The sequence below is a fragment of the Streptomyces oryzae genome, assembly GCF_017676365.1.
GTDB classification, from domain to species: domain Bacteria; phylum Actinomycetota; class Actinomycetes; order Streptomycetales; family Streptomycetaceae; genus Streptomyces; species Streptomyces oryzae.
On record NZ_JADKMA010000022.1, the window covers coordinates 18,981 to 37,982 of the forward strand.

Genomic DNA, 19,002 nt, shown 5'->3' on the forward strand with positions numbered 1-19,002 from the left:
TAGCGGCACGGGGATCACCTCGCCAAGCAGTCGGGGCTCTCCTCGCCCGACGTTGCCTGGGGGATCCGGGTCGCGCCCGGAGTGACGTATCACCTGCGAGCAAGTCGACACCGATGTCGAAGGGTTGAGCAACATGAACAAGAGAGCAGCGGCGGCCGGTGCCGCAGTGCTCGCCATGGCACTTGGCGTCACCGCCTGTGGCGGAGACAGCGGTGACTCCGGGGACAAGAACACCATCAAACTGGTGGCCGCCGACTACGGCGACAAGAAGTCCAACGCCTCCAAGATCTACTGGGACGCGGTCGCCAAGGACTTCGAGAAGAAGCACAAGGACATCAAGGTCGACGTCCAGGTCATCAACTGGAACGACATCGACAAGCAGGTCAAGACGATGATCCAGAGCGGAAACGTTCCGGACCTGCTGCAGACCGGCGGCTACGCCGACAAGGTCGCCGACGACCTGCTCTACAAGGCCGACGACGTTCTCTCGCCCAAGACGAAGAAGAACCTCATCCCGTCGTTCGCCAAGGCCGGCGAGGTGGACGGCACCCAGTACGGCATCCCGTGGGTCTCCTCCTCCCGCGTGCTCTTCTACAACAAGAAGGTCTTCAAGAAGGCGGGCATCAAGAACCCCCCGAAGACCTGGGACGAGCTGGCCGACGCCGCGAAGAAGATCAAGGACTCCAAGGCCGCCGACACCCCCTACGCGCTGCCCCTCGGCCCCGAGGAGGCGCAGGGCGAGACCATGATGTGGGAGCTCGGCAACGGCGGCGGCTACACCGACAGCAGCGGCAAGTACACCATCGACAGCAAGAAGAACGTCGAGACCTTCAAGTGGCTCCAGGACAAGCTGGTCAAGCCCGGTCTGACCTACTCCAACCCGGCCACCACCGACCGCAAGACCGCCTTCGCGGACTTCGCAGCCGGCAAGGTCGGCATGCTCAACGGTCACCCGAGCCTGGTCCAGATGGCCAAGGACGGCAAGGTCGACTACGGCGTCACCTCCATCCCGGGCAAGGAGGGCCCGCTGAAGTCCACGCTCGGCGTCGCCGACTGGATGATGGCCTTCAAGGACGGCGGCAAGCAGAAGCAGATCAAGACCTTCCTCGACTTCGTGTACTCGAAGAAGATGCTGAAGTTCGATGAGATGTACAACTTCCCGCCGGTCACCCAGGACGCGCTCAAGACGATGCAGTCCAACGGCAAGCACGACGACCTGAAGCCCTTCTTCGACGAGCTGCAGAACGCGAAGTTCTACCCGCTGGGCGACCCCTCCTGGGACGTCGTCTCCGCCGAGATCAAGAAGACCGGCGGCAAGGCGGCCAAGGAGGACCCGAAGAAGGTCCTCGGCGACCTGCAGAAGAAGGCGGAAGAGGCGGCCGCCAACAAGTAGGCCCCGTATCGGTCGCGTCCGCCGCCGGGCCCTCCCGCAGCCTCCGGCCCGGAGGTGCTCCCGGATCCTTCAGGGAGGGCTCGGCGGCGGCGCAACCGCACCATGCGGCTCGCGCCGCAAGCTTCAGCACGTATCGCAAGGAGTCCCCGTGTCATTGAAGGCCCCGCCGGTCCGCCGCTCGCGCGGCGGGCTGGCCCGGCTCGGCCCGCTTCCCTGGATCGCTCCCGTCGTCCTGCTCATTGCCGTTGTCGTCGTCTGGCCCGTCATCGAGCTGGTCAGGACCTCGTTCCTGAACATCAGCATCGCGGGGATCGTGCGGGGCCCGGCCGGCACCGACAAGTACAAGAAACTCTTCGACGAGACCGATTTCTCCCACGTCATCCTCTGGACCGCGCTGTGGACCGTGGTGGTCGTCGGCGTCACGATGGTCGTGTCGCTGGGCCTGGCCCAGCTGTTCAACCAGCGCTTCCCGGGCCGCCGGATCACCCGCTGGGCGCTTATCGCCCCCTGGGCCGCCTCGGTTCTGATGACGGCCATCGGCTTCAAATGGATGCTCAACCAGACGGCCGGTGTCCTCAACACGGCGCTGATCGACCTCGGCATCATCGACAAGTCCAAGGACTGGCTCGGCTCGGCCGGCACCGCCTGGCCGTGGATGATGTTCGTGGCGGTCTTCGTCTCGCTGCCGTTCACCACCTACACCCTGCTGGCCGGGCTCCAGACGATCCCGGCGGACGTCTACGAGGCCGCGCGGATCGACGGCGCGGGCTCCTGGCAGACGTACCGGGGCATCACGCTGCCGCTGCTGCGGCCCGCGTTCCTCGTCGGTGTGGTCATCAACCTGATCAACGTCTTCAACTCGTTCCCGATCATCTGGGCGATGACGCAGGGCGGACCGGGCAGCGACACCGCGACGACCACGGTGTTCATGTACAAGCTCAAGGAGACGGACATCGGCGAGTCGGCGGCGATGTCGGTGGTCAACTTCCTGATGGTCGTCGTGCTCGTGCTGATCTTCCTGAAGGTCAGCCGGTGGAACGAGGAGGACTGATGGCGACCGCAACACAGACCGCCGGATCCGGCTCGGAACCCGGACCCGGGACCGTCAAGACAGCCCCCACGGGCCCCGTCAAGCGCTCCGTACGGCCGCCGAAGCGCACCTTCCGGCCGCGCACGCTGGTGATCACCGCTGTCGCCTGGCTGCTCGCGGCGCTCTTTCTCGCGCCGTACCTGGAGATGATCGTCACCGCGCTGCGGCCGGCCGACGAGCTGCGTGACCGCACCTATCTGCCGGACAAGCTGCACTGGTCCAACTTCATCGACGTCTGGAAGGAGTCCTCGCTCGGGGACAACCTCCAGGTGACGCTGCTGATCTCGGGCGGTGCCACGGTGCTGGTGCTGCTCGTCTCGCTGCCGGCCGCGTACTACACGGCGCGGATGCGCTTCAAGGGACGCAAGTGGTTCCTGCTGCTGGTGCTGGTCACCCAGATGTTCCAGCCGACCGCGCTGCTGGTGGGCCTGTACCGGGAGTTCCACCAGCTGGAGATGCTCAACTCGGTCTGGACGCTGATCCTGACCAACGCCGCGTTCAACCTCGCCTTCGCCGTATGGATCCTGACCGCCTACATCGGGTCGATCCCCGCCGAGCTGGAGGAGGCCGCGATGGTGGACGGCACCAGCAGGTTCGGGGCGATGATCAAGGTGACGCTGCCGCTGGCGCTGCCCGGTGTCGTCACCGCGGTGATCTTCACCTTCATCTCGTCCTGGAACGAGTTCGTGATGGGGCTGACCCTCTCGACCGAGCCGGACAAGCAGCCGCTGACGGTGGGGATCAACAACTTCATCGGCGCCTACACGGTGCAGTGGAACTACCTGTTCGCCGCGTCCGTTGTCGCCATCGTGCCGGTGATCGTCCTGTTCGCCTTCATCGAGCGGCATGTGGTCTCCGGACTGACGGCGGGCTCCGTCAAGTGATGTGAGCGCAACGCCCCGCTGGGTCCCCGGCCACCGGCCGGGGACCCAGCGCGTCCGCCCTGCTCCGCTCCGTATGATGTGCCACAAATGAGCGCCAGCCGGTCCCAGCCGAGCTCAAAGGGCTTGACGGGAAGAACCGCCGGGGCTCTGCTTAGGGTTCAGATGTTGGAGACAAACGGGGAGTGAACAGTGGTGGAGACTCCTGGGTCGCAGTCCTCGCTGCACCGGGCAAACCTGGAGCGCGTCGTGCGGGCCGTCCGCATGGCCGGTTCGCTCACCCAGGCAGAGATCGCCCGGACCACCGGGCTGTCCGCCGCGACCGTCTCCAACATCGTCCGTGAGCTCAAGGACGCCGGAACCGTCGAGGTCACCCCCACCTCCTCCGGCGGTCGCCGGGCCCGCGCCGTCTCGCTGAGCGCCGACGCCGGGATCGTCGTCGGCGTCGATTTCGGCCACTCCCACCTGCGGGTCGCCGTCGGCAACCTGGCGCACACGGTGCTGGCCGAGGATGCCGAGCCCATCGATGTGGACGCCTCGGCCGACCAGGGCTTCGACCGCGCCGAGCAGCTGGTGCGGCGGCTGGTGGGGGAGAGCGGCATCAGCCCGGCGAAGGTGATCGGCATCGGGCTGGGCGTGCCGGGCCCCATCGATATCGAAACCGGAGTGCTGGGCTCCACCGCCATCCTGCCGGGCTGGGTCGGCACCAATCCGCGTGACGAGCTCGCCGCCAGGATGGGTGTCCCGGTCTATGTGGACAACGATGCCAACCTCGGTGCGCTCGGCGAGCAGGTCTGGGGAGCCGGACACGGCGCCCGGGACCTGGCCTACATCAAGGTCGCCAGCGGCGTCGGTGCCGGGCTGGTGATCAACGGCCAGATCTACCGCGGCCCGGGCGGCACCGCCGGGGAGATCGGCCACATCACGCTGGACGAGTCGGGTCCGGTCTGCCGCTGCGGCAACCGCGGCTGCCTGGAGACGTTCACCGCTGCCCGCTATGTGCTGCCGCTGCTGCACTCCAGCCACGGCACGGATCTGACCATGGCCCGCGTGGTACGGCTGGCGGCCGAAGGCGACCCCGGCTGCCGGCGCGTCGTCGCCGACATCGGCCGGCACATCGGCAGCGGCGTCGCCAGCCTGTGCAACCTGCTCAACCCTTCGCGGGTCGTGCTGGGCGGCGACCTCGCCGAGGCCGGGGATCTGGTGCTGGGGCCGGTGCGGGATTCGGTGGCGCGGTACGCCATCCCCAGCGCGGCTCGCCGGCTGAAGGTGCTGCCCGGCGAACTCGACAGCCGTGCCGAGGTGTTGGGGGCGCTGGCGCTGGTGCTCGACGAGATGGGGGACGCCGCGTTGGTGGACGCCGCGGCGTCTGCTGTCGCCTAGCTGCGTTGGGTGCCCCGCCGTAGGGGTCGGCGCCGTTGCCGGGTGCGGCGCCGTTGTGGTTGGTGGGGGTACCCCCTGCTCGGAGAGCTTGGGGGAGCAGTTCCCCGCGCCCCTGAATTGCTCCCCGCAAGCTCGGGCAGTCTGCGCCAGGGGCGCAGGGTGGGCAAGCGCAGCCTCCATGCGGGGCAAGCTGAGACCCGCCGTTGCGCGCTTGCTTCGCTGCCGGGTGCGGCGCCGTCGTGGTCGCTCGCGCAGTTCCCCGCGCCCCTTGATCGTTGCGCCGCGAAGCCTGGGCAGTCCCTCCCCGCGCCCCTGACGGGGCGCTCTCGGGGTGCCATGGGTTTCGGTCTTCAACGGATGGCATCGTTGTCATCTCGTTAAGGATTTGCTTATTGACCGCTGAGTCAGCTCGGAGTTGACTTCCCGCTACCTCGGCCGCAACGCCGCGGCCCCGTCAGGGAGGTCTCTCAATGCACGCAGCGCTGCGCGGCATCGTCCTCGGCACCGTCACACTCTCGCTCGCCCTCACCACGGCCGCCTGTGGCAGTGCCGACCAGGCGGACGGCAAGGACAGCGGCAAGTCCAAGAAGGGACCGCTGACCATCGGGCTGCTGCTGCCCGAGAACCAGACGGCGCGCTACGAGCGCTTCGACAAGCCGCTGATGGAGAAGAAGCTCAAGGAACTGGCCGGCAAGGACACCAAGATCCTCTACGCCAACGCCAAGCAGGACGCCAACGTCCAGCAGCAGCAGGTCGACACGATGATCGCCAAGAAGGTCGACGTGCTGATCCTCGACGCCGTGGACGCCAAGTCCGTCTCCAGCTCGGTCAAGAAGGCCGACGACCGAGACATCCCCGTCGTGGCCTACGACCGCCTCGCCGAGGGCCCGATCAAGGCGTACACCTCGGTCGACAACCCGCGCGTCGGCCGGCTCCAGGCCAAGTCCCTCCTCGACGAGCTGGGCGACAAGGCCGACAAGGGCAAGATCGTCATGATGAACGGCTCCGTCACCGACCCCAACGCCAAGATGTACAAGGACGGCGCCCACTCCGTGCTCGACGGCAAGGTGAAGGTCGGCAAGGAGTACGACACCAAGGAGTGGAAGCCGGAGAACGCCAACGAGAACATGAAGGGCGCCATCTCCTCGCTCGGCAAGAAGAACATCATCGGCGTCTACTCCGCCAACGACGGCATGGCGGGCGGCATCATCACCGCGCTCAAGCGCGCCGGCTTCGACAAGGACAAGCTGCCCCCGGTCACCGGCCAGGACGCCGAGCTCAACGCGGTGCAGCGGATTCTGGCGGGCGAGCAGTTCATGAGCGTCTACAAGCCGTACGTCCCCGAGACGTCGGCCGCGGCCGAGTTCGCCGTCGCGCTGGCCCGCGGCGAGTCGCTGGACAAGATCGCCTCCACCAAGACCGACAGCGAGTCCGCCAAGGACGTCCCGACGAAGATCGTCACGCCGCTGCCGCTGGTCAAGGAGGACATCAAGAAGTACGTCGGCAAGTCCGGCTTCTTCACTGCCAAGGAGATCTGCACCGCCAAGTTCAAGAAGGCGTGCGCCGAGGCGGGCATCAAGTAATCCGCGTAAGGAGTGATTCACGTGTCCGCTACGCCCGTGCTGGCGTTGCGCGGGATCTCCAAGCGGTTCGGCGCCGTCCAGGCGCTCACGGACGTCGAGCTGGAGATCCACCCCGGAGAGGTCGTCGCGCTGGTCGGCGACAACGGTGCAGGGAAGTCCACCCTGGTCAAGGCCATCGCGGGCGTCGGCCCGGCCGACGAGGGCACTGTCGAATGGGACGGTGAGCCCGTCCGTATCGAGCGGCCGCACGACGCCCAGGAGCTGGGCATCGCGACCGTCTACCAGGACCTCGCGCTGTGCGACAACCTCGACGTCGTCGGCAACCTCTTCCTCGGCAACGAGATCAAGTCGCGCACCGTGCTGAACGAGGTGGAGATGGAGCGCCGCGCCCGCGAGCTGCTGTCCACCCTCTCCATCCGGATCCCCAGCGTCCGCGTACCGGTGGCGTCGCTCTCCGGCGGACAGCGGCAGACCGTCGCGATCGCCCGCTCGCTGCTCGGCGAGCCCCGCGTCGTCATCCTGGACGAGCCCACGGCGGCGCTCGGCGTCGAGCAGACCGCGCAGGTCCTCGACCTGGTCGAGCGGCTCCGCGAGCGGGAGCTCGGCGTGCTGCTGATCAGCCACAACATGGCCGACGTACGAGCCGTCAGCGACCGGGTCGCCGTACTGCGCCTCGGCCGCAACAACGGGACCTTCACGGTGAGCGAGACCACCCAGGAGGAGATCGTCTCCGCGATCACCGGGGCGAGTGACAACGTCGTCACCCGCCGGAACGCCCGGACCGCAGACAATGCGCGCACGACGGAGGTGCACAAGTGACCACCGGCACCCCCACCGACGGCACCCCCGCTGACGACACGCCTGCCGACGACACGCCCGTGAACGTCTCCAAGGCCCCGAGCGAGGCGGGCGGCAGCGGGAGACCGGGGAGCGGGGCGGCGGAGAAGGGGGCCGCTGAGAACGGGACAGCGGCCCCGGACGCTTCCGTCGCCACCGTGGACCCCCGGCTGCTGGTGCGCCAGAAGGGCTTCGCCGGCTACCTGGAAGACCTGCTGCGCCGGCTGCGCACCGGCGAGCTGGGCTCCGTCCCGGTCATCGTCGGCCTGCTGGTCATCGGCGCGGTCTTCCAGCTCCAGGACTCCGCGTTCCTGAGCTCGAACAACCTCAGCGACCTGTTCGTGCAGAGCGCGGGCACCGGGCTGATCGCCGTCGGCATCGTCTTCGTCCTCATCCTCGGCGAGATCGATCTGTCGGTCGGCTCGGTCAGCGGGATGTCGGCCGCCGTGCTGGCGGTCCTCAACATCAACCACGGGATGAACGAGGTGCTGGCGGTTCTGCTGGCCCTCCTCACCGGTATGGCGGCCGGCGCCATACACGGCTTCTTCTTCGCCAGGATCGGCGTCCCGGCCTTCGTGGTCACCCTGGCGGGCCTGCTGGGCTGGAACGGTCTGATGCTCCAGATCCTCGGCCCCAGCGGCACCATCAACCTCGACGACGACGGGCTGGTGGCGCATCTCACCAACTACTACTTCGCCGACAAGGCGGCGGCCATGGGCCTGGCCACCGTCTGCGTCCTGGCCTTCCTCGGCTTCTCCCTGCTGGACCAGCGCCGCCGCAAGGCCGCCGACGTGCCCAGCCGCCCGCTCAGCGAGATTCTGCTGCGTACGGTGGTGCTGGCGGTACCCGCGTATGTGGCAGCGGCCGTCTTCAACTCCTACAAGGGGCTGCCGCTGGCCGTGGTGATCTTCCTGGGCGTGGTCGTCATCGGCGACTTCGTGCTGCGCCGCACCAGCTACGGCCGCCAGGTCTTCGCCGTCGGCGGCAGCAGCGAGGCGGCGGGGCGTGCCGGCATCAATGTGCCCATGGTGCGGATCACCGTCTACGCCATCGCCGGGACGATGGCGGCCGTCGGCGGGTTGTTCTTCGCGTCACAGATCAACGCGGCCAACCAGTCCTCCGGCGCCGGCAGCCTGCTGATGAACTGCATCGCGGCGGCCGTCATCGGCGGCACCAGCCTCTTCGGCGGCCGCGGCAAGACCTGGTCGGCGCTGCTGGGTGCGCTGGTCATCCAGTCGATCAACTCAGGCATGGCCCTGCTGGGCACAGGGTCGGCCCTCCGCGACATGATCACCGGCGCGGTGCTGCTGGCGGCGGTCGTGATCGACTCGGTCTCCCGCCGGACCCAGAAGACCGCTGGTCGAGCCTGATCCTTCCGGAACCGGGTCACTATCGAACGTACGTACTGTTCGACAGCGGCTCGGCCGGAACCCGAGGGGCGCCCCGTGCAATCTGCGCGGGGCGCCCCTCGCATGCGTCCGGACGCCCCGGCAAGAACCCTGCATTCGTGTGAGTGAGATGGCACCGTCCGGTGAATCCGGGTGGAGGCGGAACATTAGACTTTGGGGGCACCTCCCCCGGGTGGTGCCCCCAGGCCGGAGGTTGGGGACGAATCGGCACGGCCCGAAACGACGGCTCGACAGCGTTCGATCACGCTAGACGCAAGGAGGTACGGGTGGCGTTGCTGACCCGCATCAGGGGACCACGCGATCTGGACCAGCTCACCCCGGAGCAGCTGGAGCGGCTGGCAGAGGAAATCCGCACCTTCCTGGTCGAAGCGGTCTCCAAGACCGGTGGCCATCTGGGCCCGAACCTCGGTGTGGTCGAGCTGACCATCGCCCTGCACCGGGTCTTCGACTCGCCCAACGACAAGGTGCTCTTCGACACCGGGCACCAGTCCTATGTGCACAAGCTGCTGACCGGACGGCAGGACTTCTCCAAGCTGCGGGCGAAGGGCGGTCTGTCGGGCTATCCGTCGCGGGCCGAGTCGGCGCACGATGTGATCGAGAACTCGCACGCCTCGACGGTGCTGGGCTGGGCGGACGGTCTGGCGAAGGCGAACGAGGTGCGGGGCCGGGACGACCATGTGGTGGCGGTCATCGGCGACGGAGCGCTGACGGGCGGGATGGCCTGGGAAGCGCTGAACAACATCGCGGCGGCCAAGGACCGTCCGCTGGTCATCGTCGTCAACGACAACGAGCGGTCGTACTCGCCGACCATCGGCGGCCTGGCCAACCACCTGGCGACGCTGCGCACCACCGACGGCTACGAGCGTTTCCTGGCGCGCGGCAAGGACGTGCTCAACCGCACCCCGGTGGTGGGCAAGCCGCTGTACGAGACGTTGCACGGCGCGAAGAAGGGGCTGAAGGACTTCATCGCGCCGCAGGGGATGTTCGAGGACCTGGGGCTGAAGTACGTCGGCCCGATCGACGGGCACGACATCGCGGCGGTCGAGTCGGCTCTGCAGCGTGCGAAGCGGTTCGGCGGTCCGGTGCTGGTGCACTGTCTGACCGAGAAGGGGCGCGGCTATCAGCCGGCCCGCCAGGACGAGGCCGACCAGTTCCATTCCGTCAGCGTGATCCACCCCGAAACCGGACTGCCCGTCAAATCCTCCGGCGCCGACTGGACTTCCGTCTTCAGCGACGAGATGGTCGAGCTCGGCCGGGAACGTAAGGACATCGTCGCCATCACGGCAGCCATGATGCGGCCCGTCGGACTGCACGCCTTCGCACAGGAGTTCCCTGAGCGCGTCTACGACGTGGGCATCGCCGAGCAGCACGGCGCGGTCTCCGCCGCCGGGCTCGCCACCGGGGGGCTGCACCCGGTCTTCGCCGTCTACGCCACCTTCCTCAACCGCGCCTTCGACCAGCTGCTGATGGATGTCGCCCTGCACAAGTGCGGCGTCACCTTCGTGCTGGACCGGGCAGGGGTCACCGGCTCGGACGGCGCCTCGCACAACGGCATGTGGGACATGTCCATCCTCCAGTGTGTGCCGGGCCTGCGGCTGGCCGCGCCCCGCGACGCCGACCAGGTACGCGCGCAGCTGCGCGAGGCCGTCGAGGTGGACGACGCGCCGACCGTGGTGCGCTACTCCAAGGGCGCCGTCGGCCCGGCCGTCTCCGCGGTGCGCCGGGTGGGCGGCATGGACGTACTGCGCGAGCCCGCCGACGCCGCCGGGGCCGACGTGCTGGTCGTCTCCGTCGGCGGCCTCGCCCCGCTGTGCCTGGAGATCGCCGACCTGCTCGACAAGCAGGGGATCACCGCCACCGTGGTGGACCCGCGCTGGGTCAAGCCGGTCGACGAGTCGCTGCCGCCGCTGGCGGAGCAGCACCGCGTTGTCGTCACCGTGGAGGACAACTGCCGTGCGGGCGGCGTCGGCTCGGCCGTGGCGCAGGCGCTGCGGGATGCCGGGGTCGATGTGCCGCTGCGGGACTTCGGTATCCCCGAGCGGTTCCTGGACCATGGGTCGCGTAAGGAGATCATGGCGGAGGTCGGGCTCACCGCGCCGGACATCGCCCGTCAGGTGACGGGGCTCGTCGCGAAGCTGGACGGGCGCTTCGACGCCGCGGAAGTGGCTCGCGACTGAGCATGGCGGGGTGCCCCCTGTCCCTGGAGCCGGGGAGGGGGTGCCCCTGGCCGTCGTCTGCGGTCTGCGGGTTGTTTGTGGTTCCTGGGGACACCTCCCGGCCGAAGGCTGGGGGAGCAGTTCCCCGCGCCCCTGACGGGGTGCCTGGGCGCAGCCCCCATGCGGGGTGCCGTTAAATTGGGGGGATGCCGTTGTCCCCTGCTGCGGAGCGCGAGAGCGCTGTTGCGCGCGTTGTGGGAGCCCCGGCGGCGAGGCTCGTCGTGGCGCTGCTGGCCCTGACGGTTCTCACCCGGCTCCCCTCCTTCGCGCGTACCCCCTGGAACCCCGACGAGGGGTACCTGGCCACGCAGGCGCGGCAACTCGCCGATGGGGGAGTGCTCTACGACACCGTCGTGGACCGGAAACCCCCCTTCGTGCCGCTGCTCTACCGGGGCGCCTTCGCGCTGTTCGGGGACGACTCGCTGTGGCCGGTGCGGTTGGCGGCCATCGCCGCCGTCGTGGTGGGTGCTGCGCTGGCCGCCTCCCTCGCGGGGCGCCGCTGGGGTGAGCGGGCGGCGTGGACGGCGGGGATCTGCTACGTCTTTCTGACGGTCGGGCTCAAGCCGGAGGACACCCAGGCAGCGACGTTCGAGGTCTTCATGCTGCCCTGGACCGTCGCGGCGATGTGGTACGCCGACCGGGGACGCTGGCTCGGTGCCGGGCTGTCGGTGGCCGGAGCAGTGCTCTCGAAACAGACCGGTGGTGCCGTGTTGCTGCCGGTGCTCTTTCTGCTGTGGCAGGCCCGCGCGGGCTGGGCGGCCTGGATCCGGACCACTGCCGGAGCAGCGCTCCCAGTGGTGAGCGCTGCTCTCGCTTTCGATCCGGGCCGCTTCCTGTACTGGATCGCGACCGGGTCGGGCTCGTATCTCTCCGCCGACGGAGCCGGATTCAAGCCGCTGCTGCGCGCGCTCGCGGGCACCGGGCTGCTGACACTCGCCGCCCTCCCCCTCGTCGCCGCCCTCATCCACGCCGCCCGCTCCCGCAATGCCGCCCGTTCCCGCACCACCGCGCGCTCCCGCAACGCGACCCGCTCCGCGGTGCAGCGTGCTCCGCTCGACGGCACCGGCGATCTCTGGCTGTGGCTCGCCGCCTCGCTCGGCGCCGCCATGGTCGGGTTCCAGTTCTTCGGGCACTACTTCCTGCAAATGGTGCCACCCCTCGCCCTGCTGGGCACAGTGGCGCTGCACGAGCTCACCGCGCGGGCCGCCACCATGGCGCTGGCCGCCACCGCGTTCCTGGCGTGTGGCTTCATCGGCTGGGGCTTCACCGACAGCCGTGCCGAGGTCGACCATGCGCGCCGGCTGGCCGACACCGTGCGCTCCTACACCGACCGCAAGGACCGGGTGCTGCTGTGGGGCATGCACCCGGAGGGCTACTGGCTGGCCAAGCGCTCGCCCGCCTCCCGCTATCTGACCGCGGGGTTCCTCACCAACTTCAGCGGCGGCCGGGGCGAGGCGCGGGTCGGTGAGCGGTACGCGATGGACGGCGCCTGGCCGCACTTCGAACGCGAGCTGCGGCGCCGCCCGCCCGAGCTGATCGTCGACGACTCGCGCGGCAAGCGGTACGGCGTGCAGCAGATCCCCACACTGCGCCGCCATCTGGCCCGCCACTACGAGAAGGTGGCCACCATCGACGGCTCCTCGTTCTATCTGCGCAACCGCCCGGAGATCCGCTCCTCCCGGGCGAGCGGGGCTCCCCACTGACCCTGGGTGGCCTCTGCCCCGCTGACCAGGTGTCCTCGCGATTGTTTCCCGGTTGTTGCCGAGTGCTGCCGATTGTCCAGTTGGCGCTCTCTTGCTGATCGTCTGCTGTTTCCCTGCGGAAGTTAGGTTCGCCGCCCCGCGTGCGTCAGGCCGTCGTACGCGGAGCAACTCGCACGGGGCAGGGAACGGGAGGACAGCTTGTCGTTCGAGCAGGAGTGGGCCGGCCTCAAGGCCGCGTACGCGCCCGAGAGCAAGGCGCACATGCGGCTCGCCGGGGCCGGTCCGCACGGGGGCGGCACCGCGGGCGGCGGTGCCGGACGCGGAGCGAACGGACAGCCGCGGCTCCATGTGACGGCCCATGTGCTGCGGGGCCGCGCAGGCCACGCCGAGACGGTACGGGGCCAGTTCCTCAAGGCGGACGACGAGGTCATGAAGGAGACCGGGGAGATCACCGGCACCCTCAAGGGATTCCGTACGGACACCGCGATCGCCACCTTCCAGGAGCGCTGGCGTGACCAGATGTCGTACGTCAAGCAGCAGTTCACCGGAACGGCCTCCGCGCTGCGCAGCGCAGCGGGCGCCTTCACCTCGGAGGACCACCGGCGCAAGGCGGACATTGACGCGGCGGCGGGCGGCCATGGCAGGAACGGCGGGAACGGCGGGCACGGCACGGGGGCGAAGCACGGCAGCCACGTACCGGCCGGAGGCAGCCGCTGATGACCGGCAGGCTCAGCTACACCGACGTACGGCACGCCGACCTCACCCCGCTGGACGAGGCCGTGGGCAAGTGGAAGAACGCACCCGGCAAGTTCCAGCAGGTGGCCACCAACTTCAACACCGATGTCATCAAGGGCCTGGCGAACTCCGACTGGGAGGGCGAGACGGCCGAGGCGGCGTGGCGCAAGTTCCGCGGGGTCAAGGCGCAACTGCTGGCCGCGCAGGAGGAGTCCAGGCGGGTGCACACCGTGCTGTCCGAGGCGCTGGCGAAGTTCCGCGCGGCCCAGAAGGAGCTCAAGACCATCGAGGACGAGCTCGAAGGGCACAAGCACCTCAAGCTCGACAAGAAGACCGGCACCGTGGAACTGCATCTCACCGACGAGGAGGAGAAGGCCAGGTCCGCGTACCAGCAGGCGTACAGCGCCGTCATCGCCGGCTACTGGGACCGCACCAGCGCCGCGCTCGACAGCGCCGACCAGGCGGACCAGGACCTCGCCCATGCGCTGACCACCGACGTCAACGGCACCGCACGGGGCTTCAACGACCAGGCATACAACGGCCTCAAGGACGCCCGGGAACACGCGGCCCAGGACCTGAGGGAAGCCGTCCACCTGGCGAAGGCCGAGAACGGCAAGATCTCCTCCGACCAGCTGGAACGCCTCACCACGCTGATCACCCGGCACAGCCGGGACCCGCAGTTCGCCGAGCAGTTCGCCACCAGGCTCGGTGCCGAGCGCACCCTGAAGCTCTGGTACAACGCCACCCACCCGCACAACATGGACCACCCCGACACGAAGATCGACGACAAGGCGTGGTGGAAGTCGGCCAAGACGCTCCAGGACTCGCTGAGCACCACGCTCGCCACCGCCTCGCATGTACCCACACCGGCGATGCGGCAATGGCAGCACGACATCATCGCGCTGGGCGACAAGCGCCTGGAGAGCAGCGGCGGTACGACGCACCCGTACGGCTTCCAGCTGATGAGCAACCTGATGCACAAGGGCACGTACGACAGCCGCTTCCTCAACCGTTACGGCGACCGGCTCGTCGACTGGGACAAGAAGCTCAACACCCACGACAACTACGCCTACTGGGCCAACAGCGCCGACACCGACAACCTCAATCCGAATGGCGAACCCGGCGACACCGGACACGACGCGATGGTCGGTTTCCTGGACGCGCTGGGTCACAATCCGGACGCCGCCACCGATTTCTTCGCGCAGCCGGCCGATGTCAACGGAGTCGTGGACCGGGATTCCGAACTCAACGACCGGCTCAAATATCTGACCAAGGACCGCAACTGGATCTTCGACGGCGTCACGCAGGGCGGTCCGCGCCGGCTGCCGGGACATGAGGCGCTCGGCCACGCGCTCACCGCCGCCACCACCGGCTACGCCTGGGACGACCCCCAACTGACCGGGAAGAACCCGGAGCTGTTCGAGCACGGCGGCAACCGGCGCACCGCCGCGACGGCAGGCGTCATGGAGCAGGTCGTGCACGTCTACGGCGGCTCCGAAGGACCCAAGCTGCTGCACGACCAGCCCGCCATCGCCCCCAGCCTCGGTGCCATGGGCGGCGCCTACGTGGACGACATCAACCGCGCCGTCTCCGGGGTGGGCGACTCACTGCAGAGCGACGGAGCCTTTCCGCCCGGCTACCGCGGCGCCGCGCAGCTCAGCCGCGACCAGGCCGTGGATTTCCTCAGCGTGCTGGGCCAGAACGAGACCTCGCACGGCCTCATGAACCAGGCCGAACACCTCTACACCCTCGACAGGTTGGCGCAGCACCCGCCCTCCGAGAGCGACGAGAGCTGGGCCGCGGGGCGCCGGGTCCTGCTGACCGAGGCCGAAGCGCGGGGGACGCTGGACCACTCGCGGGTCCAGCAGATCGAGGCGCAGTACGCGGCCGACAGCGCCGATGCGCAGAAGGCGTTCGCCGCGTCGGCCGACTGGACCCGCGTGGGAATGAGCACCGCCGCACCGGCGCTCGCCAACGGCGTACTGAGCGTGGTCGGCAAGAGCGGGCCGTGGGGCGTGGTCATTCCGCTGGTCCAGGCGGGCGGGGTGGAATGGGCGAAGCAGTTCCACGACGACGTTGTTTTCGGCGGGCCCCATGAGCCCGATCCGCCGCAGAACAAGGATCAGTTCTTCGCCCGCGGCGAGCACGATCTCGGCGCCACCGCCGGGAAATACCTGGAGAAGTACGGCAAGGGCCCCGATGTCACCGGTGACCTCGCCGACGACATCAAGTCCAAGTACCTGGCCATCGGCCCACAGGGCAACGCCTTCGAAGGCCGCGAGCCTTATACGAAGTGACCTGTGCGACCTGACCTGTACGACGTGAAAGAGCCGCTGCTCTTCCCTCCCGAATCCGGGGCCGAAACTCAAAAGAATCGGCGAAGGGAAGAGCAGCGGCTGCTGCCGCATTCCCGGAAGCTACTGCCTCATTCCGGGATGCTGGCGAGACCGGGAGCCAGGAAACGGCGGCCGGTCACCCGCTCGCTGACGCCCTCGCGGTCCAGATAGGGCGTCACGCCGCCGAGGTGGAACGGCCACCCGGCACCGGTGATCAGGCACAGGTCGATGTCCTGGGCCTCGGCCACCACACCCTCGTCCAGCATGAGGCGGACCTCCTGCGCGATGGCGTCCAACGCTCGATCGCGCACCTCCTCCTCGGTCAGTACCGTGTCGCCGACCTGGAAGAGCTCGGCGACCTCCGGGTCGAGCTCGGTCGTGCCGGGCAGGTACAGGTTCCGCTTGCCCGCCGCCACGATCCGGCCGAGGTTCTTCGAGGTGCCGAACCGCGCGGGGAACGCGTTGTGCAGCGTCTCCGCGACATGGTGCGCGACGGCCGGGCCCACCAGCTCCAGCAGCTGGATCGGCGACATGGGCAGCCCCAGCGGCGCCAGCGCCCGGTCGGCGACCTCGACAGGCGTGCCCTCGTCGATGGAGCGCAGCACCTCGCCGAGGAACCGGGTCAGCACCCGGTTGACGACGAACGCGGGCGCGTCCTTGACGAGTACGGCCGTCTTCTTCAGCTTCTTGGCGACACCGAACGCGGTGGCCAGCGCGGCGTCGTCGGTCCTCTCGCCCCGCACGATCTCCAGCAGCGGAAGGATCGACACCGGGTTGAAGAAGTGGAAGCCTACGACCCGCTCGGGGTGCTTGAGCTGAGAGGCCATCTCGCTGACCGACAGCGAGGAGGTGTTGGTGGCGAGAATGGCGTGCTCCGGCACGGCGGCCTCGACCTCGGCGAACACCTTCTGCTTGACGCCCATCTCCTCGAAGACGGCCTCGATCACGAAGTCGGCGTCGGCGAACGCGGTGGCCTTGTCCAGGGAGCCGGTCACCAGCGCCTTGAGCCGGTTGGCCTTGTCCTGGTTGACCCGGCCCTTGAGGAGCAGCTTGTCGATCTCCTCGTGGCAGTAGGCCACCCCCTTGTCGACCCGCTCCTGGTCGATGTCGGTCAGTACGACCGGCACCTCCAGACGGCGGGCGAACAGCAGCCCGAGCTGCGAGGCCATCAGCCCCGCGCCGACGACACCGACCTTGGTGACCGGACGTGCCAGGTCCTTCGACGGAGCGCCGGCCGGCCGCTTGGCGCGCTTCTGCACCAGGTTGAAGGCGTAGATGCCGCTGCGCAGTTCGCCGCCCATGATCAGGTCGGCCAGCGCCTGGGTCTCGGCCTCGAAGCCCTTGCGCAGGTCGCCGTTCTTGGCGGCGGCGATGATGTCGAGGGCGCGGTAGGCGGCCGGTGCCGCGCCGTGCACCTTGCTGTCGGCGATCTGCTTGCCGCGCTCGACGGCCGCGTCCCACGCCTCGCCGCGGTCGATCTCGGGGCGTACGACCTCGGTCTCGCCCTTGAGGACACCCGCGGTCCAGCGCAGCGACTCCTCCAGGAAGTCGGCGCCCTCGAACAGGGCGTCGGCGATGCCCAGTTCGTAGACCTGCTTGCCCTTGAGCTGGCGGTTCTGGTTGAGCGAGTTCTCGATGATGACGCTGACCGCGCGGTCGGCACCGATCAGGTTCGGCAGCAGCGCGCAGCCGCCCCAGCCCGGCACCAGGCCCAGGAAGACCTCGGGCAGCGAGAAGGCGGGCAGCGCGGCCGAGACGGTGCGGTAGGTGCAGTGCAGCCCCACCTCGACACCGCCGCCCATCGCCGCGCCGTTGTAGTACGCGAACGTCGGTACGGCCAGGTTGGCGAGCCGGACGAAGACATCGTGGCCGCCCTTGCCGATGGCGACCGCGTCCTCGTGCCGCTTCAGCAGCTCGACGCCCTTGAGGTCGGCGCCGACGGCGAAGATGAAAGGCTTGCCGGTCAGCCCGATGCCGACGATCTCGCCGTCCGCCGCCTCCTTCTCCACCTGGTCGATGGCGGCGTTCAGATTGGCCAGCGACTGCGGCCCGAAGGTGGTGGGCTTGGTGTGGTCCAGCCCGTTGTCCAGCGTGATCAGGGCGAACCTGCCGGCCCCGTACGGCAGGTCGAGGTGGCGTACGTGCGCCTGGGTGACGACCTCGTCAGGGAACAGCTCGGCCGCACCCTTCAGCAGCTCAGCGGTGCTCATTCTTACTTGCCCTCCCAGTGCGGGTTCTCCCAGATGACGGTCCCGCCCATGCCGAAGCCGACGCACATGGTGGTCAGGCCGTAGCGGACGTGCGGCTGCTCCTCGAACTGGCGGGCCAGCTGGGTCATCAGCCGTACGCCGGAGGAGGCCAGCGGGTGACCGAAGGCGATGGCGCCGCCGTACTGGTTGACGCGCGGGTCGTCGTCGGCGATGCCGTAGTGGTCCAGCAGCGCGAGCACCTGGACGGCGAACGCCTCGTTGATCTCGAACAGACCGATGTCGTCGATCGAAAGCCCGGCCTTGGCCAGCGCCTTCTCGGTCGCCGGCACCGGGCCGACGCCCATCACCTCGGGCTCCACACCGGCGAACGCGTAGGACACCAGCCGCATCTTCACCGGCAGCCCCAGTTCCTGGGCCACGTCCTCGGCGGCGATCAGCGAGGCGGTGGCGCCGTCGTTGAGCCCTGCGGCGTTGCCCGGCGTGACGCGGCCGTGCGCGCGGAACGGCGTCTTCAGCCCCGCCAGGTTCTCCAGCGTGGTCCCCGGCCGCATCGGCTCGTCGGCGGTAGCCAGGCCCCACCCTGTCTCCCCGCCCTCGGGGGAGGTGCGGCGGATCGAGATCGGCACCAGATCCGGCTGAATCCTGTCGTTGGCGTACGCCTTGGCCGCCTTCTCCTGGCTGCGCACCGCGAAGGCGTCGGCCCGCTCCTTGGTCAGATGCGGGAACCGGTCGTGCAGGTTCTCGGCGGTCATGCCCATGAACATCGCCGACTCGTCGACCAGCTTCTCCGAGACGAAGCGCGGGTTGGGGTCCACACCCTCGCCCATCGGGTGCCGGCCCATGTGCTCGACGCCGCCGGCCACGACGATGTCGTACGCGCCGAAGGCGATCGAGCCGGAGGTCGTCGTCACGGCCGTCATCGCGCCCGCGCACATCCGGTCGATGGAGTAGCCGGGGACGGTCTTCGGCAGCCCCGCGAGGATCCCGGCGGTGCGGCCCAGGGTCAGCCCCTGGTCACCGATCTGGGTGGTCGCCGCGACGGCGACCTCGTCGATGCGCTCCGGAGGCAGGTCGGGGTTGCGGCGCAGCAGCTCACGGATGCACTTGACGACCAGGTCGTCGGCGCGGGTCTCGTGATAGATGCCCTTGGGGCCCGCCTTGCCGAACGGTGTGCGAACGCCGTCGACGAAGACGACGTCCCTTGCGGTACGAGGCACTTTGGCTCT

Annotated in this window: 13 protein-coding genes; 11 read left to right on the forward strand and 2 right to left on the reverse strand. The window is 68.8% G+C overall.

From position 1 onward, the window contains the following. Positions 1-133: 133 nt before the first annotated feature. The 11 genes from ITI46_RS06900 (at position 134) to ITI46_RS06950 (ending at position 15,527) form a co-directional block, all read left to right on the forward strand. The gene (locus tag ITI46_RS06900) at positions 134-1,393 is read left to right on the forward strand and encodes an extracellular solute-binding protein (protein WP_209238506.1); all 1,260 of its coding nucleotides are present in this window, start codon (positions 134-136) and stop codon (positions 1,391-1,393) included. Positions 1,394-1,547: 154 nt separating this feature from the next. Then, a complete protein-coding gene (locus tag ITI46_RS06905; RefSeq protein ID WP_247745590.1) occupies positions 1,548-2,444 on the forward strand; it encodes a carbohydrate ABC transporter permease in 897 nt (298 codons plus the stop codon). Then, on the forward strand, positions 2,444-3,367 hold the full coding sequence (locus ITI46_RS06910) for a carbohydrate ABC transporter permease (protein ID WP_209238508.1): 924 nt from the start codon (positions 2,444-2,446) through the stop codon (positions 3,365-3,367). Before ITI46_RS06905 ends, ITI46_RS06910 begins: the two co-directional genes overlap by 1 nt. A gap of 192 nt (positions 3,368-3,559) precedes the next feature. After that, complete coding sequence (locus ITI46_RS06915) at positions 3,560-4,747, forward strand: ROK family transcriptional regulator (protein ID WP_209238509.1); 1,188 nt, start codon at positions 3,560-3,562, stop codon at positions 4,745-4,747. Between the two features lie 470 nt (positions 4,748-5,217). Then, entirely contained in the window at positions 5,218-6,330 is a 1,113-nt protein-coding gene (locus ITI46_RS06920; protein WP_209238510.1) for a substrate-binding domain-containing protein, read from the forward strand. 12 nt (positions 6,331-6,342) lie between these two features. Continuing rightward, positions 6,343-7,149: an ATP-binding cassette domain-containing protein gene (locus tag ITI46_RS06925; RefSeq protein ID WP_209238511.1), complete on the forward strand. Its 807-nt coding sequence runs from the start codon at positions 6,343-6,345 to the stop codon at positions 7,147-7,149. Next, a complete protein-coding gene (locus ITI46_RS06930; RefSeq protein ID WP_307808081.1) occupies positions 7,146-8,537 on the forward strand; it encodes a sugar ABC transporter permease in 1,392 nt (463 codons plus the stop codon). Before ITI46_RS06925 ends, ITI46_RS06930 begins: the two co-directional genes overlap by 4 nt. A gap of 305 nt (positions 8,538-8,842) precedes the next feature. Further along, complete coding sequence (dxs, locus tag ITI46_RS06935) at positions 8,843-10,753, forward strand: 1-deoxy-D-xylulose-5-phosphate synthase (RefSeq protein WP_209238512.1); 1,911 nt, start codon at positions 8,843-8,845, stop codon at positions 10,751-10,753. A gap of 185 nt (positions 10,754-10,938) precedes the next feature. Beyond that, the gene (locus tag ITI46_RS06940) at positions 10,939-12,495 is read left to right on the forward strand and encodes an ArnT family glycosyltransferase (RefSeq protein ID WP_209238513.1); all 1,557 of its coding nucleotides are present in this window, start codon (positions 10,939-10,941) and stop codon (positions 12,493-12,495) included. 198 nt (positions 12,496-12,693) lie between these two features. Continuing rightward, positions 12,694-13,212: a type VII secretion target gene (locus tag ITI46_RS06945; protein ID WP_209238514.1), complete on the forward strand. Its 519-nt coding sequence runs from the start codon at positions 12,694-12,696 to the stop codon at positions 13,210-13,212. Then, positions 13,212-15,527, forward strand: coding sequence for a DUF6571 family protein (locus ITI46_RS06950; RefSeq protein WP_209238515.1), 2,316 nt, complete (start codon positions 13,212-13,214; stop codon positions 15,525-15,527). Before ITI46_RS06945 ends, ITI46_RS06950 begins: the two co-directional genes overlap by 1 nt. 128 nt (positions 15,528-15,655) lie before the next feature. Here the strand turns inward: ITI46_RS06950 and ITI46_RS06955 are convergent, their stop codons facing one another. After that, entirely contained in the window at positions 15,656-17,776 is a 2,121-nt protein-coding gene (locus ITI46_RS06955) for a 3-hydroxyacyl-CoA dehydrogenase NAD-binding domain-containing protein (RefSeq protein WP_209238516.1), read from the reverse strand. Positions 17,777-17,778: 2 nt separating this feature from the next. Continuing rightward, positions 17,779-18,993, reverse strand: a complete 1,215-nt coding sequence (locus tag ITI46_RS06960; RefSeq protein ID WP_209238517.1) for a thiolase family protein — start codon at positions 18,991-18,993, stop codon at positions 17,779-17,781. Positions 18,994-19,002: the final 9 nt, after the last annotated feature.